Source organism: Stenotrophomonas sp. TWI819, from assembly GCF_039673075.1.
Taxonomy (GTDB): domain Bacteria; phylum Pseudomonadota; class Gammaproteobacteria; order Xanthomonadales; family Xanthomonadaceae; genus Stenotrophomonas; species Stenotrophomonas rhizophila_B.
The window spans coordinates 246,370-272,998 of sequence record NZ_JBDJKY010000004.1; the positions used below are offsets into that span (position 1 = coordinate 246,370).

Annotated in this window: 25 protein-coding genes and 2 riboswitches; of the genes, 13 read left to right on the forward strand and 12 right to left on the reverse strand. The window is 67.0% G+C overall.

All coding sequences use genetic code 11. The features are described from left to right. Positions 1 to 179: 179 nt before the first annotated feature. The 4 genes from ABE463_RS07710 to ABE463_RS07725 form a co-directional block, all read right to left on the reverse strand. Entirely contained in the window at positions 180 to 740 is a 561-nt protein-coding gene (locus ABE463_RS07710) for a TlpA disulfide reductase family protein (protein ID WP_346467746.1), read from the reverse strand. Further along, on the reverse strand, positions 737 to 3,109 hold the full coding sequence (locus tag ABE463_RS07715; protein ID WP_346467747.1) for a protein-disulfide reductase DsbD domain-containing protein: 2,373 nt from the start codon (positions 3,107 to 3,109) through the stop codon (positions 737 to 739). Before ABE463_RS07715 ends, ABE463_RS07710 begins: the two co-directional genes overlap by 4 nt. Then, on the reverse strand, positions 3,109 to 3,447 hold the full coding sequence (gene cutA / locus ABE463_RS07720) for a divalent-cation tolerance protein CutA (RefSeq protein ID WP_346467748.1): 339 nt from the start codon (positions 3,445 to 3,447) through the stop codon (positions 3,109 to 3,111). Before cutA ends, ABE463_RS07715 begins: the two co-directional genes overlap by 1 nt. 72 nt (positions 3,448 to 3,519) lie before the next feature. Further along, positions 3,520 to 5,307 (reverse strand): endonuclease, encoded by a 1,788-nt coding sequence (locus ABE463_RS07725; protein WP_346467749.1) that lies wholly within the window; start codon positions 5,305 to 5,307, stop codon positions 3,520 to 3,522. A gap of 293 nt (positions 5,308 to 5,600) precedes the next feature. Here ABE463_RS07725 and ABE463_RS07730 point away from each other — a divergent pair, with 293 nt between their 5' ends. Continuing rightward, the gene (locus ABE463_RS07730) at positions 5,601 to 5,888 is read left to right on the forward strand and encodes a co-chaperone GroES (RefSeq protein WP_019183551.1); all 288 of its coding nucleotides are present in this window, start codon (positions 5,601 to 5,603) and stop codon (positions 5,886 to 5,888) included. Between the two features lie 91 nt (positions 5,889 to 5,979). Continuing rightward, complete coding sequence (gene groL, locus ABE463_RS07735) at positions 5,980 to 7,629, forward strand: chaperonin GroEL (RefSeq protein ID WP_019183552.1); 1,650 nt, start codon at positions 5,980 to 5,982, stop codon at positions 7,627 to 7,629. Between the two features lie 105 nt (positions 7,630 to 7,734). On the opposite strand, the gene ABE463_RS07740 is transcribed toward groL, so the two are convergent. Further along, on the reverse strand, positions 7,735 to 8,634 hold the full coding sequence (locus ABE463_RS07740) for a LysR substrate-binding domain-containing protein (RefSeq protein WP_346467750.1): 900 nt from the start codon (positions 8,632 to 8,634) through the stop codon (positions 7,735 to 7,737). Positions 8,635 to 8,800: 166 nt separating this feature from the next. Here ABE463_RS07740 and ABE463_RS07745 point away from each other — a divergent pair, with 166 nt between their 5' ends. Both ABE463_RS07745 and ABE463_RS07750 read left to right on the forward strand, forming a co-directional pair. Continuing rightward, positions 8,801 to 9,436, forward strand: a complete 636-nt coding sequence (locus ABE463_RS07745) for a glutathione S-transferase family protein (protein ID WP_346467751.1) — start codon at positions 8,801 to 8,803, stop codon at positions 9,434 to 9,436. Positions 9,437 to 9,443: 7 nt separating this feature from the next. Continuing rightward, the gene (locus tag ABE463_RS07750) at positions 9,444 to 10,502 is read left to right on the forward strand and encodes an LLM class oxidoreductase (RefSeq protein ID WP_346467752.1); all 1,059 of its coding nucleotides are present in this window, start codon (positions 9,444 to 9,446) and stop codon (positions 10,500 to 10,502) included. A gap of 41 nt (positions 10,503 to 10,543) precedes the next feature. On the opposite strand, the gene ABE463_RS07755 is transcribed toward ABE463_RS07750, so the two are convergent. After that, positions 10,544 to 10,828 (reverse strand): hypothetical protein, encoded by a 285-nt coding sequence (locus tag ABE463_RS07755; RefSeq protein ID WP_346467753.1) that lies wholly within the window; start codon positions 10,826 to 10,828, stop codon positions 10,544 to 10,546. Positions 10,829 to 10,958: 130 nt separating this feature from the next. Between ABE463_RS07755 and ABE463_RS07760 the strand changes: the two genes are divergently transcribed. The 6 genes from ABE463_RS07760 to ABE463_RS07785 all read left to right on the forward strand — a co-directional run bounded on the left by ABE463_RS07760 (position 10,959) and on the right by ABE463_RS07785 (position 14,824). Continuing rightward, positions 10,959 to 11,453 (forward strand): MarR family transcriptional regulator, encoded by a 495-nt coding sequence (locus ABE463_RS07760; protein ID WP_346467754.1) that lies wholly within the window; start codon positions 10,959 to 10,961, stop codon positions 11,451 to 11,453. Beyond that, complete coding sequence (locus ABE463_RS07765) at positions 11,450 to 12,190, forward strand: DNA alkylation repair protein (protein WP_346467755.1); 741 nt, start codon at positions 11,450 to 11,452, stop codon at positions 12,188 to 12,190. Before ABE463_RS07760 ends, ABE463_RS07765 begins: the two co-directional genes overlap by 4 nt. Before the next feature lie 14 nt (positions 12,191 to 12,204). Beyond that, on the forward strand, positions 12,205 to 12,552 hold the full coding sequence (locus ABE463_RS07770) for a DUF6616 family protein (protein WP_346467756.1): 348 nt from the start codon (positions 12,205 to 12,207) through the stop codon (positions 12,550 to 12,552). Between the two features lie 271 nt (positions 12,553 to 12,823). Next, positions 12,824 to 13,897 (forward strand): 3-deoxy-7-phosphoheptulonate synthase AroG, encoded by a 1,074-nt coding sequence (gene aroG, locus ABE463_RS07775; RefSeq protein ID WP_346467757.1) that lies wholly within the window; start codon positions 12,824 to 12,826, stop codon positions 13,895 to 13,897. A 177-nt stretch (positions 13,898 to 14,074) separates the two neighbouring features. Continuing rightward, on the forward strand, positions 14,075 to 14,344 hold the full coding sequence (locus ABE463_RS07780) for a DUF1778 domain-containing protein (protein WP_346467758.1): 270 nt from the start codon (positions 14,075 to 14,077) through the stop codon (positions 14,342 to 14,344). Between the two features lie 3 nt (positions 14,345 to 14,347). After that, complete coding sequence (locus tag ABE463_RS07785) at positions 14,348 to 14,824, forward strand: GNAT family N-acetyltransferase (protein ID WP_346467759.1); 477 nt, start codon at positions 14,348 to 14,350, stop codon at positions 14,822 to 14,824. Between the two features lie 117 nt (positions 14,825 to 14,941). Here the strand turns inward: ABE463_RS07785 and ABE463_RS07790 are convergent, their stop codons facing one another. From ABE463_RS07790 to ABE463_RS07805, 4 genes are all read right to left on the reverse strand, one after another. Then, positions 14,942 to 18,007 (reverse strand): efflux RND transporter permease subunit, encoded by a 3,066-nt coding sequence (locus tag ABE463_RS07790; RefSeq protein ID WP_346467760.1) that lies wholly within the window; start codon positions 18,005 to 18,007, stop codon positions 14,942 to 14,944. Further along, positions 18,004 to 21,111: an MdtB/MuxB family multidrug efflux RND transporter permease subunit gene (locus ABE463_RS07795; protein WP_346467761.1), complete on the reverse strand. Its 3,108-nt coding sequence runs from the start codon at positions 21,109 to 21,111 to the stop codon at positions 18,004 to 18,006. The genes ABE463_RS07790 and ABE463_RS07795 overlap by 4 nt, the downstream gene beginning before the upstream one ends. After that, positions 21,108 to 22,223: an MdtA/MuxA family multidrug efflux RND transporter periplasmic adaptor subunit gene (locus ABE463_RS07800; protein ID WP_346467762.1), complete on the reverse strand. Its 1,116-nt coding sequence runs from the start codon at positions 22,221 to 22,223 to the stop codon at positions 21,108 to 21,110. The genes ABE463_RS07795 and ABE463_RS07800 overlap by 4 nt, the downstream gene beginning before the upstream one ends. Before the next feature lie 254 nt (positions 22,224 to 22,477). Then, positions 22,478 to 23,095: a trimeric intracellular cation channel family protein gene (locus ABE463_RS07805; protein WP_019183564.1), complete on the reverse strand. Its 618-nt coding sequence runs from the start codon at positions 23,093 to 23,095 to the stop codon at positions 22,478 to 22,480. A gap of 92 nt (positions 23,096 to 23,187) precedes the next feature. After that, a riboswitch (glycine riboswitch) is annotated at positions 23,188 to 23,279 on the reverse strand. Between the two features lie 8 nt (positions 23,280 to 23,287). Further along, positions 23,288 to 23,381: riboswitch (glycine riboswitch) on the reverse strand. 44 nt (positions 23,382 to 23,425) lie between these two features. On the opposite strand from ABE463_RS07805, the gene ABE463_RS07810 reads away from it, so the two are divergent. Both ABE463_RS07810 and ABE463_RS07815 read left to right on the forward strand, forming a co-directional pair. Then, on the forward strand, positions 23,426 to 23,695 hold the full coding sequence (locus ABE463_RS07810; RefSeq protein WP_121040315.1) for a GIY-YIG nuclease family protein: 270 nt from the start codon (positions 23,426 to 23,428) through the stop codon (positions 23,693 to 23,695). An 86-nt stretch (positions 23,696 to 23,781) separates the two neighbouring features. Then, complete coding sequence (locus ABE463_RS07815) at positions 23,782 to 24,126, forward strand: ribonuclease E inhibitor RraB (RefSeq protein WP_346467763.1); 345 nt, start codon at positions 23,782 to 23,784, stop codon at positions 24,124 to 24,126. Here the strand turns inward: ABE463_RS07815 and ABE463_RS07820 are convergent, their stop codons facing one another. After that, positions 24,127 to 25,419, reverse strand: a complete 1,293-nt coding sequence (locus tag ABE463_RS07820) for an NAD(P)/FAD-dependent oxidoreductase (RefSeq protein WP_259258941.1) — start codon at positions 25,417 to 25,419, stop codon at positions 24,127 to 24,129. Positions 25,420 to 25,581: 162 nt separating this feature from the next. Here ABE463_RS07820 and ABE463_RS07825 point away from each other — a divergent pair, with 162 nt between their 5' ends. After that, positions 25,582 to 26,343, forward strand: coding sequence for an NYN domain-containing protein (locus ABE463_RS07825; RefSeq protein WP_102788585.1), 762 nt, complete (start codon positions 25,582 to 25,584; stop codon positions 26,341 to 26,343). Positions 26,344 to 26,352: 9 nt separating this feature from the next. Here ABE463_RS07825 and ABE463_RS07830 read toward each other — a convergent pair whose 3' ends face one another. Next, positions 26,353 to 26,556, reverse strand: a complete 204-nt coding sequence (locus tag ABE463_RS07830) for a hypothetical protein (protein ID WP_259258942.1) — start codon at positions 26,554 to 26,556, stop codon at positions 26,353 to 26,355. Positions 26,557 to 26,629: the final 73 nt, after the last annotated feature.

Sequence of the window (26,629 nt, forward strand, 5' to 3'; positions counted from 1 at the left end):
GGGGCGGTTCCGGCGGCAGAAGGCAGCGCGGCCAGCCACGCAGGCGGCGTGACACTGCCCGGCAGCGAATGAGAATGAATCTCGTCATTGTTGGGGGTGCCGCAACGGCGGTCAAGACCTTCGGCGAGGTTGCGCGGCATCACCATCAACGGCCACGCTGTCGACGATGGCAGACGGCCTTAGTGCCGCGCCCACGGCTCGATCTCGCCTGCGGAGAACGGCCCCAGCTTCTGTTTTACGATGCGCCCTTCGGCATCGACCAGCACCGAATAGGGCAGCAGGCCCTGTGCATTGCCCAGGCGCACGCTGGCATCGGCAGGGCCGGGTGTGTCGAGCACGATCGGGTAGGTCACGGGAATGCGGGCCAGGAAATCGCGCACGCCCTCGGGGGTATCCAGCGCCAGCCCGAGCACCTGCACACCGCTGGCGCCCTGGGCGTCGGCAAACGCGGTCAGCGCGGGCATTTCCTCCACGCAGGGGCCGCACCAGCTGGCCCAGACATTGATCAGCAGGGGGCGGCCACGGAAGCGGGCCAGATCCACGGGTTGTCCGTGGATGTCGGGCAGGGTGATCGCCGGCATCGGATCGCCGGGTTGGGCTGCGGCCACCGCCGGGCGCTGCGGTGGTGGGGCGATCGCCGGGCGGGTGTCATCCCCGGCGAACCACACCCCCGTGCCGATGCCCAGCACGGCCGCGATCACGACCACCACGACCATCTGCCGTGGTGGTCGCAGGCTCATCGTGCGGTCCGCAGCAGCGCTTCTTCCACCAGCGCCTGGGTCAGCACGGTCGGCAGCACCGTCGGCGGTGCGCCCGGGCCGTAGACCACATACAGCGGCACGCCGACGGCCTTGTGCTCATCCAGGAAGGCGGTGATCTGCGGGTCGACATTGGTGTAGTCGCCGCGCATGTAGACCGCGTTGGTCCGGCGCAGGGTGTCGCGGAAGGCATCGGTGCCCAGCACCGCGCGCTCGTTGGCCTTGCAGGTCACGCACCAGTCGGCGGTCATGTTGACGAACACCACGCGGTTGTCCTGGCGCAGGCGGTCCAGCATCTGCGGTGAGTACTCCACCACGTTGTCGCTGGCGGGCTGCGCGGCCTTGGCCGGCGGATCCAGGCGGGTCACGCCCCAGACCGGATACAGCGCGGCCAGCACCAGCAGCAGGGCCAGCAGGCCGCCCACGCGCTGGCTGCGCCAGCGGCTGCGCTCGAACCACCACAGCGCCAGCGACAGGATCACCAGACCGCCCAGCACCAGCGCCATCGCATCCACGCCGCGCTGCTTGCCCAGCACCCACAGCAGCCAGATCGCCGTGCCGTACATCGGGAAGGCCAGCACCAGCTTGAGGGTTTCCATCCACGCGCCGGGGCGCGGCAGGCGACGGGCCAGCGACGGCACGAAGCCGATCAGCAGGAACGGAAGGGCCAGGCCCAGGCCGAGTGCCAGGAACACCAGCATCGCCTGCAGGCCGGGGGCAGCAAAGGCATAGGCCAGTGCCGGGCCCATGAACGGGGCCACGCACGGGCTGGCGACCACACAGGCGAGCACGCCGGTGAAGAAATCGCCGACCGGGCCGCTGCGCGAGGCCAGCGACTGGCCGACCCCGCCCATGCTGCCGCCCAGGGTGAACACGCCCGACAGGCTCAGGCCGACGGCGAACATCAGATACACCAGCGCGGCGATGAACCACGGGTGCTGCAGCTGGAAGCCCCAGCCCGCGGCCTGGCCCGCCGCACGCAGCGCGATCACCAGTGCGCCGATCGCAGCGAAGGCGACCAGCACGCCGGCGGTGTACCAGAGTGCATGGCTGCGTGCGCGCTGGCGGCTCTCGCCACTCTGTGCCACACCCAGCACCTTCAGCGACAGGATCGGCAATACGCACGGCATCAGGTTGAGGATCAGGCCACCGGCCACGGCGAACAGCAGCAGCACCAGCAGGTTGCCCGGTGCGGCGGCCGGTGAGGCCGGCGGCGGGGTGCGCTGTGCGTTGTCGGCGCTGGCATCCGGGGTGGCGGCGGTGTCGCCCGGTGCGGCCAGGGCGGGCTCGTTCGGACGGATCAGCATCGGCTGGCTGCCGGTGCCGGCTTCACCGCGCTCACGGGCGAGGGCTCGCTTGTCGCGATTGGGCAGGGGCGCGATGACCTCGGTCTTCTGCGCGACGTCATTCGCCTTGGCGTTGATCGTGCCGGCCGGCAGCGCCAGCTTCACCCGGCGCGTCATCGGCGGGTAGCAGATGCCATCTGTCTGGCAGCCCTGGAAGGTGATCACCAGCGTGGCATCGGTTGCACTGGCCGTACTGCGGCGCAGCGGCAACGGCACGTCGATCTGATCGAAGTACACCGCCACATCGCCGAAATGCTCATCGCGGTGCGATTTGGCGGCCGGCCATGTCGGCTTGTCCGCGCGGATGCCCGGCGCGCCTTCCAGCGCCAGCGAGGTGCGGTCGCGATACAGGTAGTAGCCCGGCGCCGGCGTGAAACGCAGCAGCACGGTGTTGCCATCGCCGACGATGGCATCGAAGCCGAAGGCGCGCTCGGAGGGCAGCGGCAACGCCTGGGCGTTGCTGGTGCCGGGCAGGCGCAGCCCGCTGCCGGTGGTGTTGGCGAGTGGGGTGTTGAACGGCGAGGCGGCAGCGCTGGCGGCGGCCGGTGCGGCACTGGCCGTTCCGCTGCCACCGGCCGGCAGCTTCACCTGCAGCGTGCGCTTCTGCGGCGGGTAGCACACGCCCGCATCGGCGCAGCCCTGGTAGCGCACTTCCAGCGTGACAGTGTCGGTGCCATCGGCGGCCTTGCCCGGCAGTACGCCGGTCAGGCGTTCGCGGTAGGTCTCCACCTCGCCGAAGAAATCATCATGGTGCTTTTTGCCGGCCGGCAGCTGCAGCGCCTCGGCGTCGAATCCGGCATCGGCCTTGACCGTGGTGCGGTGGCGATACAGGTAATAGCCCGGGGCGATCTTCCAGCTGATCTCCACGCGATCGCGGTCGCGCGCCTGCGCGGTAAGCCCGAAGGCCTCATCGACCGGGAGCAGATCCTTTTCGCTGACCGCCCAGGCCGGCAGGGAGACCACGAGCAACGCGCACAGCGCGGCAACACGACGAAACAGCGTCATCAATCACTTTCCTCACGGGTCTGCGCCCGAATCCAATCCAGGTACGCCGGCAGGCCGGCGCGGGTTTCGACCGCGATGCACTCGGGGAGTTCATACGGGTGCAGGGCCTGCACGCGCGCGATCGCCGCGTCCAGGCGGCTGCCGGTGGTCTTGATCAACAGTTGGACCTCATGGTCCTCGGTGACCTCGCCCTGCCAGCGGTAAGTCGAATGCGCCCCGTCCAGGCGTGTCACGCAGGCCGCCAGGCGTTCGTCCACCAGCACGTGTGCCAGCCGCGTGGCGCAGGCCACGTCGGGGCAGGTGGTGAACAGCAGGAAGACGGGATCGGCAATCGACATGACCGCCGAGTATAGGACCGCCAGAGGCCAATGGTCCGACCGGCACCGCGAGGGGGCGCCGGTCGGCCGGGCTCAGTTGGCCAGCTGGCAGGTGGCCGGCTTGGCCGAGGTGAACAGCGTCGGGGTGGCCCACTCCGGGTGGTCGATGAACGGATTGCGGTTGCCCTGGAAGCTGAAGATCACTTCGTTGCGAGCGCGTTCTGCCGCGTCCGGCGGGTCGGACAGGTGCCAATCGATCAAGGTCGAGAGCAGGCCCATGTAGGCCGGCGAGGCCGATGTCTTGACGATCTTGCTGCGGTCGTCGGTCAGCTCCAGGTCCGGCTCGGACTGCCCGGTTTTGGCATCTTTACCGCCTTCATAACGGATCGCCATGTACATCACCGCACGCGCCATATCGCCCTTGCGGTGGCCCCACACTTCGAACGAGCCGCCATTGCCATCCGGCGTGCGCACCCAGTTGGAGGTGCCCGGGTAGCCACCACTGCCGCCGCCGAATCCGTTGTTGGCCTCGGTCGCGCGTTCACCGCAGTTGCTGTCGCATTTGGCAAAGGGCTTGTTGCCGCGGTCCGCATTCCACTGTGCATCGGTCAGATACAGCATGTGGGTGTCGGTATAGGGCGCGTAGGGCAGGCCCTTGTCGCCGGTGGTGCTGGCAAAGCCCAGCGAGTTGGGCCAGGTGTGTTCGCGGTTGTAGGTCAGCCCGCTGCCGGTGCCTGCGCGCCCGCTGACCTTGGTGTAGCTGCGGTTGCGGTAGGCATCGAGGATCTTGCCGCTGTTGTTGGGATCTTCGTCGGCGATTTCCAGGATGGTCCAGGTGCTGGTGCCCGAGCCGCTGTATGGATAGGCGGTGTGACCCTTGATGGTCTCGTGCAGCGAGCAGCGCAACTGGCTGGGGGTGGAGGTGTTGACCCGGGCGTAGTACTCCCCGGGCGTGCCGGGGTTGCCCGGATCGGGCGTGGTGGCGGTGGCCACGGTGAAGGCGATGCGTGTATCGGCGGCCGGGCGGGCGCCCTGGGCATCCTTCACGCGGGTAGCGCGGATGTCGAAGCGGCAGGCTTCCCCCGCCACCAGCGCGGTGTTGGTGGCCAGGGTGAAGCGGGTGCCGGTGGTCGGGTGGCTCAGCGCGACCGTGCCGGACTGGCCGCAGCTCAGCGCGAAGGCGCCGCTGGACAGGGTGACCGGCTCACTGAAGGTGACGCTCAGGTCGGCAGCGGCCGGGAAGGTGCTGGCGCCCTGCTCGGGCGTGGTGGCGGTGACCGAGGGCGCCGTATTCGGGCCGGTTGGGCCTCCGCCACCACTGAAGGTCTGGCCGTGGTTGCAGGCGCCGAAGGTCTGCGTGGCCGATTCGGCCCAGGTGAAATGGGCGTACTGGCTGCCACTGCCGGTCAGCTGCAGGGAGGTGCCCGGGGCGGTGCTGTTGGTCTCGCTGACCGGGATGTTCTGGCTGGTCAGGCCCGCGGCGGGGCCGCCGGCGGCCGTGATGGTGCCCTCATAGCTGAGGAACTGGACCACCTTGCCGGTGGGATCGACCAGCGCGATGCCGTCGTTGGGACCGTTCTGGATCCCGTTGGTCGGGTAGCTGACCGTGGCCAGCCGGGCGCCGCCGCAACTGGCGGTGCCGGCCGGGACCGCGTTGTTGGCGTAGACCGCGGCAGCCGAAGGGTTGCTGCCGTTGTAGAGATAGAGCCGGTAGCCGGACAGGTCCTCACCGGCGGTGGCGACCACTTCGATCGCCTCGCCGACGTCCCCGGCCGGGGTGCTGTCGTCGTAATGCAGTTCATTGATGAATACATCGGCCCGGGCCGGGCTGGTGGCCAGCACCAGCAGGCAGGCCAGGGACAGCGGCGTCAGCAACCTCATCTACGGCTCCTTGTGATTGGTCAATGCCGATCGAATCTACTCACTCCAGATGACACATCCGTAGGTCTGTCGGATTCGACCTTTCGCGTTGAGAACTGCGTCAAACATTCACATCCAGGCCGGGGTCCGCGAAAAAATCCGGCCCACTGCCCTTGAAAGGGGAGGGGCCAGCACCATCTCTGCTCTGTCCCGCACCGTCGGGTTTTTTCGTGAGCGTGGCTGGCAGTCGCCCTGTGCGAGTGCTAACATCGCCAGACTTTCCTAGACCAATCAACAACTTAAAAGGGTCTCACATGAGCATCAAGCCGCTTCATGACCGCGTCGTAGTCAAGCCGATCGAAGCCGACGAAATCTCGTCCGGCGGCATCGTGATTCCGGATTCCGCCAAGGAAAAGTCGACCAAGGGTGAAGTCGTGGCCGTCGGCCCGGGCAAGCCCCTGGACAACGGCAGCGTGCGCGCGCCGTCGCTGAAGGTCGGTGACAAGGTCATCTACGGCCAGTACGCCGGCAGCAGCTACAAGTCCGAAGGCGTCGAGTTCAAGGTCCTGCGCGAAGACGACATCCTCGCCATCGTCGGCTGAGTGATGCGGCCGGCCCCGTGCCGGCGCTTCCGCACTTCCTCCCGTTCAAGCAGCCGGGCATCGCCCGGCTCTACATAAAAAGGTAATCGCAATGGCTGCCAAAGATATTCGTTTCGGTGAAGACGCCCGCGCCCGCATGGTTCGCGGCGTCAACGTTCTCGCCAATGCCGTCAAGGCTACCCTGGGCCCGAAGGGCCGCAACGTCGTGCTCGAAAAGAGCTTCGGCGCGCCGACCATCACCAAGGACGGCGTGTCTGTCGCCAAGGAAATCGAACTGGCTGACAAGTTCGAGAACATGGGCGCGCAGATGGTGAAGGAAGTCGCGTCGCGCACCAACGATGACGCCGGCGACGGCACCACCACCGCCACCGTGCTGGCCCAGGCCCTGATCCGCGAAGGCGCCAAGGCCGTCGCTGCCGGCATGAACCCGATGGACCTCAAGCGCGGTATCGACAAGGCCGTGATCGCCGCCGTCGCCGAGCTGAAGAACATCTCCAAGCCGACCGCTGACGACAAGGCGATTGCCCAGGTCGGCACGATCTCGGCCAACTCGGACGAGTCGATCGGCAACATCATCGCCGAAGCGATGCGCCGCGTGACCAAGGAAGGCGTCATCACCGTTGAAGAAGGCTCGGGCCTGGACAACGAGCTGGACGTCGTGGAAGGCATGCAGTTCGACCGTGGCTACCTGTCCCCGTACTTCATCAACAACCAGCAGTCGCAGACCGCTGACCTGGATGATCCGTACGTGCTGCTGCACGACAAGAAGATCTCCAACGTGCGCGATCTGCTGCCCGTGCTGGAAGGCGTCGCCAAGGCCGGCAAGCCGCTGCTGATCATCGCCGAAGACATCGAAGGCGAAGCGCTGGCCACCCTGGTGGTCAACACCATCCGTGGCATCGTCAAGGTTGTGGCCGTCAAGGCACCGGGCTTCGGCGATCGTCGCAAGGCGATGCTGGAAGACATGGCCGTGCTGACCGGCGGCACCGTGATCTCCGAGGAAATCGGTCTGTCGCTGGAAAAGGCGACGATCAAGGACCTGGGCCGCGCCAAGAAGGTGCAGGTCTCCAAGGAAAACACCACGATCATCGATGGCGCCGGCGAGAAGGCCAACATCGAAGCGCGTGTCACCCAGATCAAGACCCAGATCGAAGACACCTCCTCGGATTACGACCGCGAGAAGCTGCAGGAACGCGTGGCCAAGCTGGCCGGCGGTGTTGCCGTGATCAAGGTCGGTGCCTCGACCGAAATCGAAATGAAGGAAAAGAAGGATCGCGTCGACGACGCCCTGCACGCGACCCGTGCAGCCGTTGAAGAAGGCGTGGTCCCGGGCGGCGGCGTTGCGCTCGTTCGTGCGGTCACCGCGCTGAGCGGCCTGAAGGGTGCCAACGAAGACCAGAACCACGGCATCCAGATCGCCCTGCGCGCGATGGAAGCCCCGCTGCGCGAAATCGTGGCCAATGCTGGCGAAGAGCCGTCCGTGATCGTCAACAAGGTCAAGGAAGGCACCGGCAGCTTCGGCTACAACGCCGCCACCGGCGAATTCGGCGACATGCTGGAATTCGGCATCCTGGACCCGACCAAGGTGACCCGTTCGGCGCTGCAGAACGCAGCCTCGATCGCTGGCCTGATGATCACCACCGAAGCCATGGTTGCCGAAGCCCCGAAGAAGGATGACGGCGCTGGCGCAGCTGGCGGCGGCATGGGCGGTATGGGTGGCATGGGCGGCATGGACTTCTGATGTAGAGGCCGGCCTTCGGTCGGCACGCATCGGAGCAGTAATGCGCCAACGCAGTACGAAAAACCCCGCCGGAAGGCGGGGTTTTTTTGTGCGCGTATCACGGGCTCACAGCGCGCTGGTCGGCGCCTCGACCTCTTCCTGCAGCCAGCGCAGGAATGCCGCGATGGCCGGGTTCTCCTCGGCGCAGGGCAGGGTCACGGCGTAGTACGCAAACCGCGTCGGCCAGGGATGATCCAGCACGACGGCCAGCCGCCCGCTGGCCACTTCGGCTTCCACATACAGGTCACGCACCAGCGCGATGCCCTGGCCCGCTTCTGCGGCACGGATCAGCAACACGTCGTCATCGAATGCCGGGCCACGTTCGACGCGCGGATCGGGTGGCAGGCCCAGCGCGCGGAACCACAGCGACCAGTCGCTGCGGTCCGAATCCTGCAGCAGCGGGTACTGCAGGCAGTCCACGGCCGAGTGGATCGGCGGGCCCTCGGCGAGCAGCGCCGGGCAGGCCACCGGCAACAGCACCGGCGCCGCCAGTGGGCGTGAGACCAGGCCGGGATAGTCACCGAGACCGTGGCGGATGGCGATGTCGATGCGGTCGCGACGCAGATCCGCCAGCGCCGATGAGGCCTCCACACGCACTTCGATCGCCGGGTGGCGTTCGGTGAACCGCCCCAGCCGCGGCACCAGCCAGGACGCGGCGAAGCTGGGCACGGTGCTGAGGGTGAGCGTCTGCCGGGCATGGATGGCCTCCAGCGTCGCCATGCTGTCCTGGATCTGATCGAACGCGCGCAGCAGGGCCGGGTGCACCTGTGCGCCGGCCGGGGTAAGCGCGACCCCGTGAGGGGTGCGGGTGAACAGCACAACGCCGGTGCGCGCCTGCAACAACTTGAGCTGCTGGCTGATCGCGCCCGGGGTGACCCCCATGACCGCAGCAGCGGCCTTGAGGCTGCCATGACGGCCGGTTTCGACGAAGGCGCGCAGCGCGAGCAGGGGAAGGACGGCGCCCATGACCTTAGATTTTCTCTCTTGGCAGTGCAGGAAGAATCGTTCTACAGGGCGCGTTGGCCTGCGTAGCATCGTGATCATGTTGAATCGATGCCGTTTAGTCCAGCTGCATTGATCCAACACTGCTACGCGAACCCTGCCCGCTGTTCCGCCTGCCAAGGAGACCGCTGTGTCCCCCGTTTCGCTGCACCTGTACACCGACAGCTCCCCCAATGGTTTCAAGATCACCATCGCGCTGGAAGAACTCGGCATCCCTTACGTACTGCATCACGTGCGTATCGACGAAGGTGAGCACCGCCATCCCGATTTCCTGCAACTGCATCCGCACGGCCGCATTCCGGTGCTGGTCGATGACGCGACCGGTATCACCGTGTTCGAATCCGCCGCCATCCTGCTGTATCTGGCCGAGCAGAGCGGACGGCTGTTGCCCGACGCGCCACGCGCGCGCTGGGAGGCCATCACCTGGTTGATGTTCCACTCCGCCAGCGTCGGGCCGATCCTGGGGCAGCGTGTGCACGTTGAGATGTTCGCCAAGGAGCGGCATGCGCCTGCGATCGAACGCTACCGGCGCCTGAGTGCCGAATTCTTCGCCACGCTGGATCAGCGCCTCGCAGACCGTCCATGGCTGGCCGGTGAGGCGTATTCGATCGCCGATATCGCCGGCTATGGCTGGACCCATATCGCGCGGCTTATCGGCTTCGATTTCAGCGCCTACCCGCACGTGAGTGCATGGCACCTGCGCATGGCACAGCGGCCTGCGGTGCAGCGCGGCGTGCAGCTCCCCCAACCGGCCACCGGCCCCTGATCCAGGCATGACCATGATGACGCAGTTGACCGATATCACCGCGAAGCAGGCTCCGCTGACCGGCGCCTCCGCCCCGATGTTCGCCCGGCATACCGGCTACCAGCGCATGTTCCGCGAGGGGGCGCTGACGCTGGGTGTGTTCCTGCCCCTGCGCTTCTATCACGGCGACATGCAGGTGCTGGCCGGGCAGGCGGATCTGGTGAGCCAGCTGGACCGCGATGGCTTTGCCGCGACCTGGGTACGCGATGTGCCGTTGTTCGACCCGTTGTTCGGCGACGCAGGGCAGGTGTTCGATCCGTTCACCTACCTGGCCTACCTGGCCGCGCGCACCGAGCGGCTGGCGTTGGCCACCGGCAGCGCGATCTTCTCGTTGCGGCACCCGATCGATCTGGCCAAGTCGGCTGCCACCATCGACCAGCTCTCCGGCGGACGCCTGGTGCTGGGCATCGCCTCCGGTGATCGGCCAGTGGAGTTCCCGGCCTATGGCTTGGAGCATGCAGACCGCGGCGAGCGCTTCGCCGCATCGGTGGCGTACGTGCGCCAGCTGATGCAGCACGGGCCCCTGCAGATCGACTCGCCACTGGGCGCACTGCAGGGCGTGGAGCTGCTGCCCAAGCCGGTGGCCGGCGCGATCCCGCTGCTGATCACCGGCACCTCGCGGCAGACGCTGGACTGGGTCGGGCAGCATGCCGATGGCTGGCTGACCTATCCCGAAGCCACCCACGATGCGGCCGGGCCGAAGCGACTGGCAGCCAAAATCCAGGCGTGGCGTCGTTTGATTCCCGACGGTGGCTTCCGTCCGCACGTCACCAACGAGTGGCTGGATCTGGTCGAGGGCCCGAACCATCCCCGCACGCCGCTCAGTGGCGGCTACACGCTGAGAACCGGCCGCAACGGATTGATCGATCTGCTGGGCGAGTGGCAGCGTGCCGGCGTGAACCATGCTGCGCTGGGCATCCAGTTCTCGCAGCGCCCGGCGGCCGAGGTGCTGCAGGAACTGGCCGAGTACGTGCTGCCGTTGTTTCCTTCGCATGACGCGCCGCTGCCGGCCGGCACGCGCTGGTAGGCGTGCACTCCGCTCCGCCATGAGGGGCAGCGCGGTACCTGTCAGGCCGGAGAACGCACCGCGCGCCGACGCTCGCGCCAAGCGAGGGCGAGATGCGCAAGCAGGAACGACAGTGCGCCGCCCACCATCATTCCCTGCGCGTACGCCATGGGCAGCCATATCGCTGCCGCTGCCCCCAGCGCCATGCCGACCATGCTGAAGGTGACGGCAACGCGTTGTCGCGCCAGATGTTGCGCCTGTGCGCGCTGACGCTGCTGTACGGCCTCGCGCTTGTTATCCGGCCGCAGGATGGCCTGGGCAATGGCGTCAGCTTGGGAAGGGGTCATCTACGCATCCTTGTGGGTGATCCTGTCCCGGATCTTCGCCTGTCACCGGGGCGACGTAAAGTGCGGAGGGGTTCCAGATATGTCGCAGTGGCGATATAATTAGCCGCCGTACTATGTAGGATCTGCCTGCATGCTGGAAATCAAACACCAGGCTTTCCTGACCGAGATGGAACGTCGTGGCCAGCCGGATACGGGTGAGTTGGCGTTGTGTTTCCAGGTGCTGTCGTTGGCCAGTGCGATCGACCAGGACTGCGCGAGTCGTCTGGCACCGCTGGGCCTGAGCGAAGGGCGTTTCGTGCTGCTGTTCCTGCTGCGCGGCGCGGACACGGCACTGTCGCCGCACCAGTTGGCCGAGCGCGCCGGTGTCACCCGCGCCACCGTGACCGGCCTGCTGGATGGCCTGGAGCGCGAGCAACTGGTGAGCCGCCACAGTGATCCGGACGACAAGCGACGCATCCAGGTGCAGTTGACTGCAGCGGGCCAGACGTTGGCTGCGCAACTGTTCGACCAGCAAACCCACTGGATCGCCTCGCTGTTCGCCGATATCAGCCCCAGGGAACGGCGCACGCTCGGCACGCTGCTGCAACGCGTGTGGTCGCGCACTGACGCAGGACGTGCCGCATGAAACCGCCCGTCACCCGCGAGCGACGCGGACAGCTGGATCGCGGTGAAACCGAAGCCACGCACTTGGCCGAAGTGCTGGCCGTCGATTTCGCCAAGCTGATGGCCCATGTCGCACCCGGTTTGCCAGCCTCTGCGATCACCCCGATGCGCAACGCCGCCAAGCGCGGCATCACCCTGCGCATGCAGGGCGCAGCCACTCTGCTGCGCGTGCATGGTCACGGCGATCACGCGCAGTGGTCACGCCATGCCAGTGACACGGTGCGTGGCTGGGCCTGCTATCTGATCGGCAGCGAGCCTGGGTTGTCACTGGAGCACAAGCTGGATGCGCTGCGCGCGCTTGCCGATGACGCGCATTTTGGCGTGCGCGAGTGGGCGTGGCTGGCCGTGCGTCCGCATATCGTCTCCGAACCGCTGCGCGTGCTGACGCACCTGCACGGCTGGAGTACCGACGCCTCACCCAACGTGCGCCGCTTTGCCTGCGAAGCATTGCGCCCGCGTGGCGTATGGGCCGCGCACATCACGCTGTTCAAGCAGGAGCCACACCACGCCCTGCCGTTGCTGCAGGCGCTGTGTTGTGACGCCTCGCGGTACGTGCAGGATTCAGTAGGCAACTGGCTCAACGACGCCGGCAAAAGCCAGCCCGACTGGGTCCGCGCGCTGTGCAGCGAATGGCAGCAGCACCACGCCGATGATCCGGCCAACACCTATATCCGCAAGCGCGCACTGCGCTCGCTCTGACCTCAAGGACTGCCATGTCGCACATGTTGATCGAGCTGTACACCGCCACCCCTGCCTGGACCGCGCTGGACCCGGTGTCGCGCGGGGCGCTCTTCGCCCGCATCGGTGCGGGCATGCAGAACGTGGATCCCGCACGCGTCACACCGGTAGCGATGGGCCGTATCGAGCAGGACGTACCGCACACCACGGTCGAGCAGTTCTATGCGGTGTGGCAGTGCGCCGAGCGGCTGGATGCCGATGCCTTGCTGGCCGCGATCGGCGCGACCGGCTGGCATGAGTACTTCACCACCACGCACGCGGTAGGTGCAGCGGGCACCCTTCAGCAGCATCTGGCCGAGCTGGCGGCGTTGCCGCCGGGGTGATGCAGCAGGCCGGGTCGGCAGCGGCTGAATGGTCATCGCAGTTGCGAATGAAACAGTTGGCACCTCCAAACCCCTGTGTTATCAATACTCCCCAATGAACGCACGCCCCGCCAATTCCTACTTTTGGTATTACTTTCCGAAGCCACCGGCGGAGGAAGGCATGCGCTCACCCTGAAGAAAATTTCAGACGCATTCCCGAAAGCCGCCAGCGCACTTGGCGGCTTTTTTGTTGCCGCCGCGCTGGGGACCCCCACTGCCAAGGAGTTACCCCATGCCCCCCCATACCGACGACCTGCGCATCCGCAAGATTGAACCGTTGACCCCGCCGGCGCAGCTGCTGGCGATGCTGCCCTGCGACGACGAAGCCTCCGATACGGTCAGCGCCTCGCGCGCGGCCCTGCACGAGATCCTGCACGGCCGCGACGACCGCCTCGCGGTAGTGATCGGCCCGTGCTCGATCCATGATCCGGTGGCCGCCATCGAATACGCCCAGCGCCTCAAGCCGCTGCGCGACGCCTATGCCGATGAGCTGGAAATCGTCATGCGCGTGTACTTCGAAAAGCCCCGCACCACGGTGGGTTGGAAAGGCCTGATCAACGATCCGGACCTGGACGGCAGCTTCAACATCAACAAGGGCCTGCGCGTGGCGCGTGGTCTGCTGCGCGACATCAACAAGCTGGGCCTGCCCGCCGGCGTCGAGTTCCTCGATGTGATCTCGCCGCAGTACATCGCCGACCTGGTCGCTTGGGGCGCCATCGGCGCGCGCACCACCGAAAGCCAGGTGCACCGCGAACTGGCGTCGGGGTTGTCGTGCCCGGTCGGGTTCAAGAACGGCACCGACGGCAACATCAAGATCGCCGCCGATGCGATTGGTGCCGCGTCGAATCCGCATCACTTCCTGTCGGTGACCAAGGAAGGCGGCACCGCCATCGTCGCCACCGCCGGCAATCCGGACTGCCACGTGATCCTGCGCGGCGGCAAGACGCCCAACTATGATGCCACTCACGTGGAAGCGACCAGCCAGACCCTGGCCAAGTCGCACCTGGCCGCGCGCATCATGATCGATGCCAGCCACGCGAACAGCAGCAAGAATCCGGAAAACCAGCCCAAGGTCATCGCCGACATCAACGCGCAGCTGGCCAACGGCGAAGAGCGCATCGTCGGCGTCATGGTCGAGAGCCATCTGGTGGCCGGCCGGCAGGACCTGGTCGACGGCCAGCCGCTGACCTACGGCCAGAGCATCACCGACGGCTGCATCGGCTGGGACAGCTCGCTGGCGGTGCTGGAAAGCCTGGCCGAGGCGGTGCGTGCGCGGCGGGCGGTGCGGATCAGCAAGGCCGCCTGAGGGGTCGGAGCGCCCCTGCGCGGGAAGTTGCGGCCTACCAAATTCTGGGGAAACTCCCTATTTTTCATTGAGAACCAACGGCATACCCTTGCCTCACCGTTTGCAACGAGGGGTGTGCCGTTGAGCGATCATCCAGTTGTGTGTACATTGTATGCACAGACATCCGGAGTGCCTCCTGTGGCCCTCGCCAGCAAAGTCATCAACTTCCGGGCGCCCGCCGACAAGCAGGCGCTGATAGACCGTGCCGTCGAGATTGCCGGGGTAAGCCGAACCGAGTTCATTCTGGATGCGGCCTGTGAAAAGGCGCGGGAGGTACTGGCGGACCAGACCCAGTTCTCCCTGAGTCCTCAGGAGCTGCGGCGCTTCAATGCACTGCTGGATGCACCGCTGGAAAGCAACGCCGCTATCAGGAAGCTGTTGAGCACGCCCGCACCTTGGGAGCGCTGAACAGTGCGGTTGTCTGCGCCGCAAGCGCTTGCCCAAGGGCATCGACTGGAGCAGTTCCGATGCAGCGCCGCGGAGCTGACCTCGTGGTTGGTGGAGCGTGCGCATCAGAACCAGGCATCGGGTGCATCGCGGTGTTTTGTTGTCTGTGATGCGCAACACAACGTGGTCGGTTACTACGCACTTGCTGCCGGCGGCGTTTCACATCACGTGGTTCCCGGCCGCCTTCGCCGGAACATGCCGCATCCCATTCCGGTCGTCGTGCTGGGCAGGCTGGCCGTCCATGCCGACTGGGTCGGCCAAGGCGTCGGCGCGGGGCTGCTGAAGGACGCTGTACAACGCACGCTGCAGGTCTGCGGGCAGGTCGGCGCGCGTGCCTTGTTGTGCCATGCGTTCGACGAGACGGCCAAAGCGTTCTATCTCAAGCATGGCTTCATCGAGTCGCCGATGGATGGCATGACGCTGATGTTGCCGATGGCCTAAGGTGTCCAGCCCGGGTATAACCACCCCATGGGTGGCTGCGCGGAGTACCGCAGCGCCATATGCAGAAGCAGCCACGCATGGCGTGGCTCTACCCGCAGTGCGTCACGCACCCGCTGATCATGAGGCGCGCCGCAGCTTCGCCAACGCCAGATAGATCGCTGGCGTGGTGTACAGGGTCAGCCACTGGCTGACCAGCAACCCGCCCACGATCGCAATGCCCAGCGGCTGGCGCATCTCCCAGCCTTCGCCGGTGGCCAGCATCAGCGGCAACGTGCCCAACAGCGCGGCCACGCTGGTCATCAGGATCGGCCGGAACCGCAGCCGTGCCGCCTCGCAGATCGCGTCGTACGGCGACAGCCCGCGCTCGCGTTCGGCCGACAGCGCGAAATCGATGATCAGGATGGTGTTCTTCATCACCACGCCCACCAGCAGGAACAGGCCGAGCAGCGAGATCAGGTTCAACTCATTGCCGAAGGCCATCAGCGCCAGCAATGCACCAACACCCGCCGAGGGCAGCGTGGACAGGATCGCCAGCGGTTGCACGAAGCTCTCGTACAGCACGCCCAGCACCAGATACACCGCCAGCATCGCGCCGAGGATCAGCCACAGCTGGCGCTCGCGCAGCTTCTCAAAGCCGCCGGCCTCGCCACTGAGCCGCGCCTGAACATGGGTGGGCAGCATGATCCTGGCCATGGCCTGGTCTACAGCCTTCACCGCCTGGTCCAGGGTGACGCCGGGCGCCAGCGCGAACTCGATCCAGACCGAGGCGAACTGCTGGCTGTGATAGATCCGGTCCGGCGCCATGCCGTAGTCCCACCGCGCGATGGATGACAACGGCAGGCGCTGGCCGTCCTTGCCGATCACATGGATCTGTTCCAGCGTGGAGGGATCCTGGGTGTAGCGTGGGTCCAGCTCCATCACCACGCGGTATTGGTTGAGGGTGTCGTACAGCGTGGCGACCTGGCGTTGGCTGAAGGCGTTGTTGAGCACCGAAGCGATCATGCGCATGTCCACGCCCAGGCGGGCGGCGGCATCGCGGTCGATGTCGAGCACCACCTGGCGCATCCCTTCATCGCCCTTGGATTCCACATCGACCAGCTCGGGCAGGGCGCGCAGTGCATCGGCCACCCTGGGCGTCCATTGCCGCAGCGGTTCCAGTTCGCCGGAGAGCAGCTGGAACTCGTACTGGCCGCTGTCGCCACTGCCTTCCAGCTTGATGTCCTGGTCCACCCACAGGAACATGCCGCCACCGGGAATCTTCGGCATGTTGGCGCGCAGGCGGTCGATCACCTGCTGGCTGGAGACCTTGCGCTCGGCGAGCGGCTTCATCTTGATCATGATGAAGGCGTTGTTGACCCCGCTGCGGCCGCCGATGTACCCGATGATGTCGCTGATCGCAGGGTCCGCCAGCAGCAGTTGGCGGTAGGCCTCGATCTTGGGCTGCATGACCTGGAACGAGAGGCCGTCGTCGCCGCGCGCGAAGCCACGCAGCTGGGCGGTGTCCTGCTTGGGCACGATGCCCTTGGGCACCTGCTGGAACAGCCACACATTCAGCGCGATCACACCGGCGAACAGCAGCAGCGGCAGCGCGAGCCAGCGCAGCATCCTCTGCAGGCTGCTCACGTAGCCGCCGCGCAGTCGCTCGAACAGCGCGGTGCCGGCGCGCTGCAGCCCATTGCCGGGACCGGGCCGGGGCTGCCCGAGCAGGCGTGCGCACAGCATCGGGGTCAGGCTCAGTGAAACCAGCAGCGAGACGCCCATCGCCGCCACCAGGGTCAGCGAGAACTCGCGGAACAGCCTCTCGACGAAGTCATCCAGGAACAGGATCGAGATGAACACCACGGCCAGCGCGATGTTCATCGACAGCAGCGTGGCACCGACTTCACCCGCGCCCCGCAGCGCGGCGGTCATTGGCGAGGCGCCTTCTTCGCGATGGCGGGCGATGTTTTCCAGCACCACGATCGCATCGTCGACCACCAGCACCGCGGCCACGATCAGCGCCATCAGCGAAAGCGTGTTGAGCGAGAACCCGAGCAGGGCGATGATCGCCAGCGCGCCCAGCAGCGAGACCGGGATCGCCACGGTCGGCACCAGCGCCGCGCGCCAGTGACCCAGGAAGGCCAGCACCACCAGCACCACCAGGGCGATCGCCAGCAACAGCGTCAGCTCGGCCTCGCGCAGCGTGGCGCGGATCACCGGCGAGCGGTCCATCACCACCTGCATGTCGATGGTGGCCGGCAGCAGTGCCTGCAGCGTGGCCATCTGCGCCTGGATGGCGTCGACGGTCTCGATGATGTTGGCGTCCGGCTGGCGGCTGACGATCAGCAGCACCGCCGGGCGCTCGTTGTGGAAGCCGCTGGCGTAGCGATCCTCGACGCCTTCGCGGATCCCGGCCACATCCTCCAGGTACACCGGGCGGCCGTCGCGCATCGCCACGATCAGGCGGCGGTACTCGCCAGCGGTGCGCAGCTGCAGCGTGGCTTCCAGCTGCCATTGTTGGGCCTGGCTGGCCACCGTGCCCAGCGGCTTGAGCGCGTTGGCGTTGCGGATCGCTGCGGCGATGTCGTCCAGCGCGATGCGGTGATGGTTCAGGGCATTGGGGTCGAGCGAAACGCGCACCGCGGGCAGTGAGCTGCCGCCCACCTGCACCTCGCCGACGCCGGGAATCTGCGCCAGCTTCTGCGCGATCACGGTGGAGGCCACGTCGTAGATCTGCCCCGGCGCGAGGCTGTCCGAACTCAGCGCCAGCGCCATGATCGGCGCCTGCGAGGGGTTCACCTTGCGGTACTGCGGCATGCCCGGCATGCCGCTGGGCAACTGCGCACGTGCGGCATTGATCGCTGCCTGCACGTCGCGCGCGGCATCGTCCACGTTGCGGCCGAGCGCGAACTTCAGCTCGACCTGGGTCGAGCCCTGGGTGCTGGCCGAGTCGATCCCGGTCAGCCCCGGGATGGTGCCCAGCGCACGTTCCAATGGCGTGGCGACGTTGGCCGCCATCGACTCGGGGCTCGCGCCCGGCAGGCTGGCGCTGACGTTGATCGCCGGGTAGTCGACCTGCGGCAGCGGCGCGACCGGCAGCAGGCGCAACCCGAGCAGGCCGGCCAGTACCACCGCCACTGCCAGCAGCACGGTGGCGACGGGATGCTGCACGAACCAGCCGATCGCCCGCGACAGCGGGCTCACGCCAGCGCCTCGTCAGCCTTGTCGGTCACCGGCGCGGGGCGCTGGCGGAAGCGGTCGAAGAACAGGTAGATCACCGGCGTGGTGAACAGGGTCAGCACCTGGCTGACGATCAGCCCACCGACCATCACCAGGCCCAACGGCTGGCGCAGCTCGGCGCCCGAGCCACTGGCGAACATCAGCGGGATCGCGCCGAACAACGCGGCCAGCGTGGTCATCAGGATCGGGCGGAAGCGCAGCAATGCGGCCTGATGGATGGCCTGGCGCGGCGCCATGCCGTGCTCGCGCTCGGCCTCCAGCGCGAAGTCGATCATCATGATCGCGTTCTTCTTGACCAGCCCGATCAGCAGCACGATGCCGATCACCGCGATCAGGTCCAGGCTGCGCCCGCTCACCAGCAGGGCAAGCAACGCGCCCACCGTGGCCGAGGGCAGGGTGGAGAGGATGGTGATCGGGTGGATGAAGCTCTCGTAGAGCACGCCCAGCACCAGGTACATCACCACCACCGCGGCCAGCACCAGCCACAAGGTGCTCGACAGCGAGGCGCGGAACGCATCGGCCGCGCCCTGCAGGCGAAGCTCTACGCTGGCCGGCAGGCCGATCGCGGCGCGGGCGCCTTCGATGGCATCCACCGCTTCGCCCAGCGATGCCTCCGGGGCGAGGTTGAACGAGAACGTCACCGCCGGGAACTGGCCGACATGGTTGATCAGCAGCTGCGCGGGGCGCTGTTCGATCCGCGCGATGCCGCCCAGCGGCACCTGCCGACCATCCGGGCCGGTGACGTGCAGGCGTGCGATCGCATCCGGGCCGAAGGCCACGTCCGGGCGCGCTTCCAGCACCACGCGGTACTGGTTGGCCTGGGTGAAGATGGTCGAGATCTGGCGCTGCCCGAACGCGTCGTACAGCGCATCGGCGATGGTCTCCACGCTGATGCCCAGGCGCGCTGCGGCGACCCGGTCGATCACCACATGTGCCTGCAGCCCTTGGTTCTGCAGATCGCTGGCGACGTCGGCCAGTGCCGGTGCCTGCTGCAGATGCTCGAGCAGGCGCGGCGCCCACGTCTCCAGCTGCGCGATATCCGGGCTGGTCAGAGTGAACTGATACTGGGTACGGCTGATCCGGTCCTCGATGCCCAGTTCCTGGACCGGTTGCAGATACAGTTTGATGCCCGGGACATGCGCCACGCGCTGCTGCAGCCGCGCGATGATCGCCTGTGCATCGGCAGCGCGCTGTGCGTGCGGTTTCAATTCGATCAGAAGACGCCCACTGTTGAGGGTGGCGTTGTTGCCGTCCACGCCGATGAACGAGGACAGGCTGGCCACGTCCTCATCTTCCAGCAGCGCCGCCGACAAGGCCTGCTGGCGCTGCGCCATCGCCTGGAAGGAGATCGACTGCGGCGCCTCGCTGATGCCCTGGATCAGCCCGGCATCCTGCACCGGGAAGAAGCCCTTGGGCACCCACACGTACAGCAGCGCTGTCAGTACCAGCGTGGCGACAGTGGCGGCCAGCATCAACGGCTGGCGCTGCAGCACCCAATGCAGCTGGCGATCATAGACCGCCACGACGCGGTCGAACGGGTCGCCCTGCTGGGCCGATTCCTGCCCATCGGCATCGCGACGGGTCGCATGGCCGGCCTTGAGCAGGCGCGCGCACATCATCGGCGTCAGCGTCAGCGAGACCAGCAGCGAGATGCCGATCGCCACCGCCAAGGTGATCGCGAATTCGTGGAACAGCTTGCCGACCACGTCGGCCATGAACAGCAGCGGGATCAACACGGCGATCAGCGACAGGGTCAGCGAGATCAGCGTGAAGCCGATCTGCCTGGCACCCTTCAGCGCTGCCTGCATCGGCGTGGCACCGCGCTCCAGATGACGGGCGATGTTCTCCAGCATCACGATCGCATCGTCCACCACGAAACCGGTGGCGATGGTCAGCGCCATCAGCGTGAGGTTGTTGAGCGAGAAGCCGGCCAGCAGCATCACCCCGAACGTGCCGACCAGCGACAGCGGGACCGCGATGCTGGGAATGATCGTGGCCGGGATGTTGCGCAGGAACAGGAAGGTGACCATCACCACCAGTGCGATCGCGATCAGCAGCTCGTGCTGCACGCCACGGATCGAGGCGCGGATCGATTCGGTGCGATCGCTGAGGATGGCCACATCCACACCGGCCGGCAGCGAGGATTGCAGCTGCGGCAGCAGCGCACGCACCTGGTCGACCACGGCGATCACGTTCGCGCCGGGCTGGCGCTGGATGTTGATCAGCACCGCCGGGGTGGTGCCCGACCACGCGGCCAGCTGGCGGTTCTCGGCGCCATCTTCGATGGTGGCGACATCGCCCAGACGCAGCGGTGCGCCATCCTTCCAGGCCAGGATCAGGGCGCGGTACTCGGCCACCGAGCGCATCTGATCGTTGGCATCGAGCATGATCGCGCGGGTCGGCCCGTCGAAGCTGCCCTTGGGCATGTTGACGTTGGCCGTGCCGATCGCGGTGCGGATGCTGGCCATGCTCAGCCCGTTGGCGGCCAGCGCGGACGGATTGACCTGGATGCGGACCGCCGGGCGCTGCCCACCAGCGAGGCTGACCAGCCCGACCCCAGGCAGCTGCGAGAGCCGCTGCGCCATGCGGGTATCGACCAGATCGTGCACCTGCGGCAGCGAGAGGCCCTGCGAGGTCACTGCCAGGGTCAGGATCGGGGTGTCAGCCGGGTTGACCTTGCGGTACACCGGCGGCACCGGCAGATCGTCGGGCAGGAAGCTGTCGGCGGCGTTGATCGCGGCCTGCACTTCCTGCTCGGCCACGCCGAGCGCGACCTCCAGCGAGAACTGCAGGGTGATCACCGACGCGCCGCCGGAGCTGGTCGAGGACATCTGCTTCAGGCCGGGAATCTGCCCGAGTTGCCGTTCCAGCGGCGCGGTGACCGCGCTGGTGGTGACGTCCGGGCTGGCGCCGGGATACAGCGTGGTGATCTGGATGATCGGGTAATCGACCTGCGGCAGTGCCGCGACCGGCAGCAGGCGATAGGCCATCACGCCGGACAGCAGCAGCGCCACCATCAGCAGCGTGGTCGCGACCGGGCGCTCGATGAAGGGGCGCGAGAGGTTCATGCGCCGGTCCGCGGCGGGTCCTGCTCCACCACCTCGACCTTGGCGCCTTCGCGCAGGCCGTCGATGCCTTCCACCACCACGCGCTCGCCCGCCTTGAGGCCTTCGCGCACCGAGACGCGTTCGCCATCGGCCGGGCCGAGCACCACGGTGCGCAGCGACGAGGTGTCATCGGCCGCGATCACGTAGACGTAGCTGCCCTTGCTGCCGAACTGCACGGCGGCATTGGGAATCACCACCGCATCACTGCTGCTGACCTGCAGGCGCACGTTGACGAACTGGTTGGGGAACAACGATTCATCCGCGTTGGCGAACTGCGCGCGCAGTTTGAGCGTGCCGGTGGCGGTATCGATGCGGTTGTCCAGGCTGGAGAGCACGCCATCGCCCAGCGCGGTGCGCTCCTCGCGGTCCCAGGCTTCCACGGTCAGCTGCGGATTGGCGCGTGCGGCAGCCACCACCGCCGGCAGGTCCGGCTCGGGCACGGTGAACAGCACGCTGATCGGGGTGGTCTGGGTGATGGTGGCCAGCGGCTCGGTATCGCCACTGCGCACCAGGTTGCCGACATCGACGTTGCGCAGGCCCATACGCCCGGCCACCGGTGCGGTGATGCGGGTGTACTGCAGCTGCAGGCGTGCTTCATCCACCGCCGCCTGGTCGGTCTGGCGACGGCCCTGCAGCTGGCGCACCTTGCTCTGCTGATCACTGAGGTCCTGCGCGGAGACGAAGTGCTTGCTCTGCAGTTCGGCGAAGCGCTTGAGCTGGCTTTCGGCATTGTCCAGCTCGGCCAGGTTCTGCTGCTGGGTGCCCAGCGCACGCGAGAGCTGCACCTGGAACGGGCGCGGATCGATCTCGGCCAGCAGCTCGCCGGCGGTGACGTGCTGGCCCTCGGAGAATGCCAACCGAAGCAGTTCGCCATCCACGCGGCTGCGGATGCTCACCGTATGCAGCGGGGTCACCGTGCCCAGCGCTTTCAGGCGCACCACCAGATCTTCCTGCGTCGCAGTGGCCACACGCACCGGGGTCGGCTGCGGCCCCCCGGACGGGCCGGCGGCGGGGGCGGGCGCGAGCAGTTTCCATGCAGCGATGGCGGCCAGGCCGACAGCGGCAGCGATCAACAGCGGTGTGACCAAACGACGGCGAGACGACGGGGGCGTTGAAGCGGACATACGCATCCTGCGCACCCTCCACCGGAGCAGTGCGTCCATGGGGACCGGCCGACGGCGGCAGGTCAACGGGGGAGAGGGTGTCTGGCGGGGCAGCGGGTGGTACACCGCCGCGTGGCTGGATGCCGTTCGAATGGAACGGGAGCGCCATGATACAGGGCCGGGCCGCTCAAGCTCCCGTGACCTTGGTCATGCCCGCGGGTGCGTCAATGCACCTCGTCGCGGTACACGAACTTCGGCATTTCCCACTTGAAGTGGATGGCCAGCAGGCGGAACAGGAAGCCGCCGCCCAGGCACCACAGCGTGGCGGCGTTGAGTGACACGCCGAGTTCCAGCAGGGTCAGGTAGGCCGCACCGGTGAGCAGGGTGATCACGGCATACAGTTCTTTCTGGAAGATCAGCGGCACCTCGTTGCACAACACATCGCGCAGCACGCCGCCGAACGCACCGGTCAGCATGCCGGCGATCAGGATGATCGGCACGGTGTGCCCGCCTTCGCGCGCGACCGCGCACCCGATCAGAGTGAACGCGATCAGGCCCAGGCCATCGAGCACCAGGAAGGTGCGCCGGAAGTGATGCATCCAGCGCGCCACCCAGGTCGCGATCAGTGCTGCGCAGATGGTGAAGCCCAGGTACTCCGGGTGCTTCACCCAGCCCAGCGGGTAGTGGCCGAGCACGATGTCGCGCAGCGAGCCGCCGCCGAGCGCGGTGACGCAGGCGATGATGACCACGCCGAACAGGTCCATGCGGCGGCGGCCGGCCGACAGCGCGCCGGTCATGGCTTCGGCCGAGATGGCGATGAGGTAGATCAGGGAGAGCAGCATGGGGGGGCTCCGGGAAACACGTCAGGCGGGGACGGAAACGCGCACGCATCACGCCAGCGCCGCTGCACTGTCGTGGGGTGGGATTCCGTTGCCGCTCCCGCTGTCCTTTTGCCTGAGAGTTCGGTGGCCAAGGCCACGTGCCCCTTCGGCGGGTCATTGAAGACCTCTCTCCAGATCGGCGTGTCGGATGCATGGTTGGTGGCTGTGCAGCCACCGGCCTGAGCGATTATGGGAGCCTGCGCCTTCGGCGGGCGCCAGCGCGGCGCCTCTCTCCTGCATCCGGGGCGGATTCTAGCAGCCGCCGGGCCCGTGCCGGGGGATAATCCCGGTATGCCCGCTGAACCCGCCCTCTGGTACCTGTACCTGCTTGAATGCCGCAACGGCAGCTATTACGCCGGCATCAGCAACGACGTGGACGCACGCTTCCAGGCCCATCTCGCCGGCAAAGGGGCGAAATACACGCGGGCCAACCCACCGGTGAAGGTGCTGGCGATGCGCGCCTACCCGGACCGCGCGGCCGCGTCGAAGGCCGAGTGGCAGCTCAAGCGGCAACCGCGCGAGCGCAAGCTGGCGTGGCTGGCGCTGCCCGATCCCACGTAGCCGCGCGTGCGGGTTGTTCGGGCCTTCGTTGGCGGCATACCATCGACCCTCGTTCGTTGATCCGCTTGCCCAAGCCCTGGAGTGCCATGTCCCGCGATCTGTCGTTGTACCCGGAAGATGAGAATGGCGATGTGCTCTGGAACATGCTGCAGGATGGCGACGATCTGTCGATTCCGCGCGAGGTGGATTTCGCGCTGATCTTTCCGACCCAGGATGTGGCGATCGCCTTCGCCGTGCACCTGCTCAAGAACGACCAGAAGGTGTCCTTCGCCGCCTACGAGGGCAACGACGACTACCCCTGGCAGGTGGTGGTGCATCCGCTGATGCTGCCGACCCACCAGAACATCGCCGGCTTCGAAGGTCTGCTGGCCAGCGAGGCGGTCTCCTACAGCGGCCAGGTGGATGGCTGGCGATGTCTGTCGCAGGGATGATCAGGGCGTGGGCGGTCGTTTCGGCCGGCGATCGTCCTGTGCATCACCGAAGATGATCCGTGCGCTGCGCTGGTAGCTCCAGTACGCCACCGCCCAGTTCAACAGCACCACCACGCGGTTGCGGAAGCCGATCAGGAAGAACACGTGCGCGGCCAGCCAGAACCACCAGGCCAGCACGCCGGAAAGCTGCAGCCGGCCGAGGTGGACGATCGCCGCCATGCGGCCGATGGTCGCCAGGTTGCCGAAGTCCTGGTATTTGAACGCACCCGGCGCGGGCTTGCCGGCCAGGCGTGCCTGGACGGTGGTGGCCACGTGCTTGCCCATCTGCTTGGCCGCCGGCGCGACGCCGGGCACCGGCTTGCCGTCGGCCTGGGTCAGTGCCGCCAGGTCACCGGCAACGAAGATCTCCGGGTGGCCCTCCAGGGTGAGGTCAGGCTGCACCGGCACGCGGCCGGCGCGGTCCAGTGGTACGTCCAACGTACGTGCCAGCGGTGAGGCGGCGACACCGGCGGCCCAGACCACGGTGCGGGCCTCGACGAAGCGCTCGCCGAGCTGGAAGCCTTCGGCAGTGATGTCGCTGACCGGCGTGCCGGTGAGCACTTCCACGCCCAGCTTTTCCAGCTGCCGCCGCGCCTTGAGCGAGAGCACCTCGGGGAAGGTGGACAGCACGCGCGGGCCGGCTTCGACCAGGCGGACCTTGGCCGAGGCGGGATCGATATGGCGGAACTCATTGCGCAGCGTATGCCGTGCGATCTCGGCCAGGGTGCCGGCCAGTTCCACGCCGGTGGGGCCGCCACCGACCACGGCGAAACTCAGCCACGCCGCTTTGCGCGCGGGATCGGGTTCGGCCTCGGCACGCTCGAAGGCGAGCAGCAGCTTGCGGCGCAGCGCGATGGCATCGTCCAGCGTCTTCAGGCCCGGCGCATCGGCGGCCCATTCGTCGTGGCCGAAATACGCGTGGGTGGCGCCGGTGCACAGCATCAGGGTGTCGTACGTAATCTGCGTGCCATCGGCCAGCGTCGCGGTGCGCGCGGCCTTGTCGATGTCGGTCACTTCGCCCAGCCGCACTTCGACATTACGCTGGTGACCGAGGATGTGGCGCAGCGGTGCGGCGATATCCGGCGCGGACAGGCCTGCGGTGGCCACCTGGTAGAGCAGCGGCTGGAACAGATGATGGTTGCGACGGTCCACCAGGGTGATGCGCACGTGCGCCGAGGCGAGGGCACGGGTGGCCCAGAGGCCGGCAAAACCGCCACCTATGATGAGCAGGTGGGGCGTGGGATCGCGGGTCATGCTTCACTCCTTGGCGGGCGCCGGCGGGGGGCGGCGCAGGTCGTCTCGTGATGCGGCCCATGGTCGCACGTGAAGCGCGATGTTCACGTCGATGGCCGATACTGGGTTCAGGGGCCATCGCGCTTGCCCGATGGCCGATCCGATCCTGTCCAGGAGACCGAGATGTCCGAACCGGAAAAGCGCATCGCCCTGTTGATCGATGCCGACAACGCGCCCTCATCCAAGATTGATGCGGTGCTGGCCGAAGTGGCCCGCTACGGCGTGGCCAATGTCCGCCGTGCCTACGGCAACTGGAAGAGCCCGCGGTTGAAAGGGTGGGAGTCCGTGCTGCACGAGTACGCGATCCGCCCCATCCAGCAGTTTGCCTACAGCCGCGGCAAGAACGCCTCGGACATGGCGATGGTGATCGACGCGATGGACATGCTGTACGCCCGCAATCTGGATGGTTTTGCGATCGTCTCCAGTGATGCCGACTTCACCCCGCTGGTGATGCGCCTGCTGACCGACGGGGTCAAGGTGTACGGCTTCGGCGAGAAGAAAACGCCCGAGCCATTCGTCAACGCGTGCTCGAAGTTCACCTACATCGAAGCCCTGGGGCAGCCGCATGCGGCCGATCAGGAGGTGGAGCAGGACAACGAGGAAACCCGCCCGCGCAAGAGCGGCCCGGAGCTGCGCAATGACACCCGCCTGGTGCAGATGCTCCGGCGCGCGGTGACCTCGGCCGAAGCCGAGGATGGCTGGTCACACCTGGGCCCGGTCGGCAGCCAGATCGGCAACCAGGCCTCGTTCGATTCGCGCAATTACGGGTACGGCAAACTCAGTGATCTGCTGGCCGCGACCGGTTTGTTCGAGATGAAGAAGGACGGCAAATCGACCTATGTGCGCGCGCTGCCCAAGAAGAGTGCGGCCAAGGCGACGAAGTAAGCGCTGGCCTCAACGCAGCAGCGCGGCCAGCGGGCGGGCCGTGCTGCCGTTGAAGCCATCGGAGAAGCCTCGCACGGCGTCAGGCAGCATGCCGCTGGCCAGCAGCAACAGCGCGGCGCTGAGCAGCAGATTGCGATGGTGGCGGCGATAACCGACCACCAGGGCACCGATGCCGGCAACGAGCAACACGATTTCGAGTGCGTAGAGGATCATTGTTTTTCATCCATGACATGACGGTGGGCCCGCCGTTGGGCGTATCGTAGCGGCACCGCGCGACCCCGCTGCC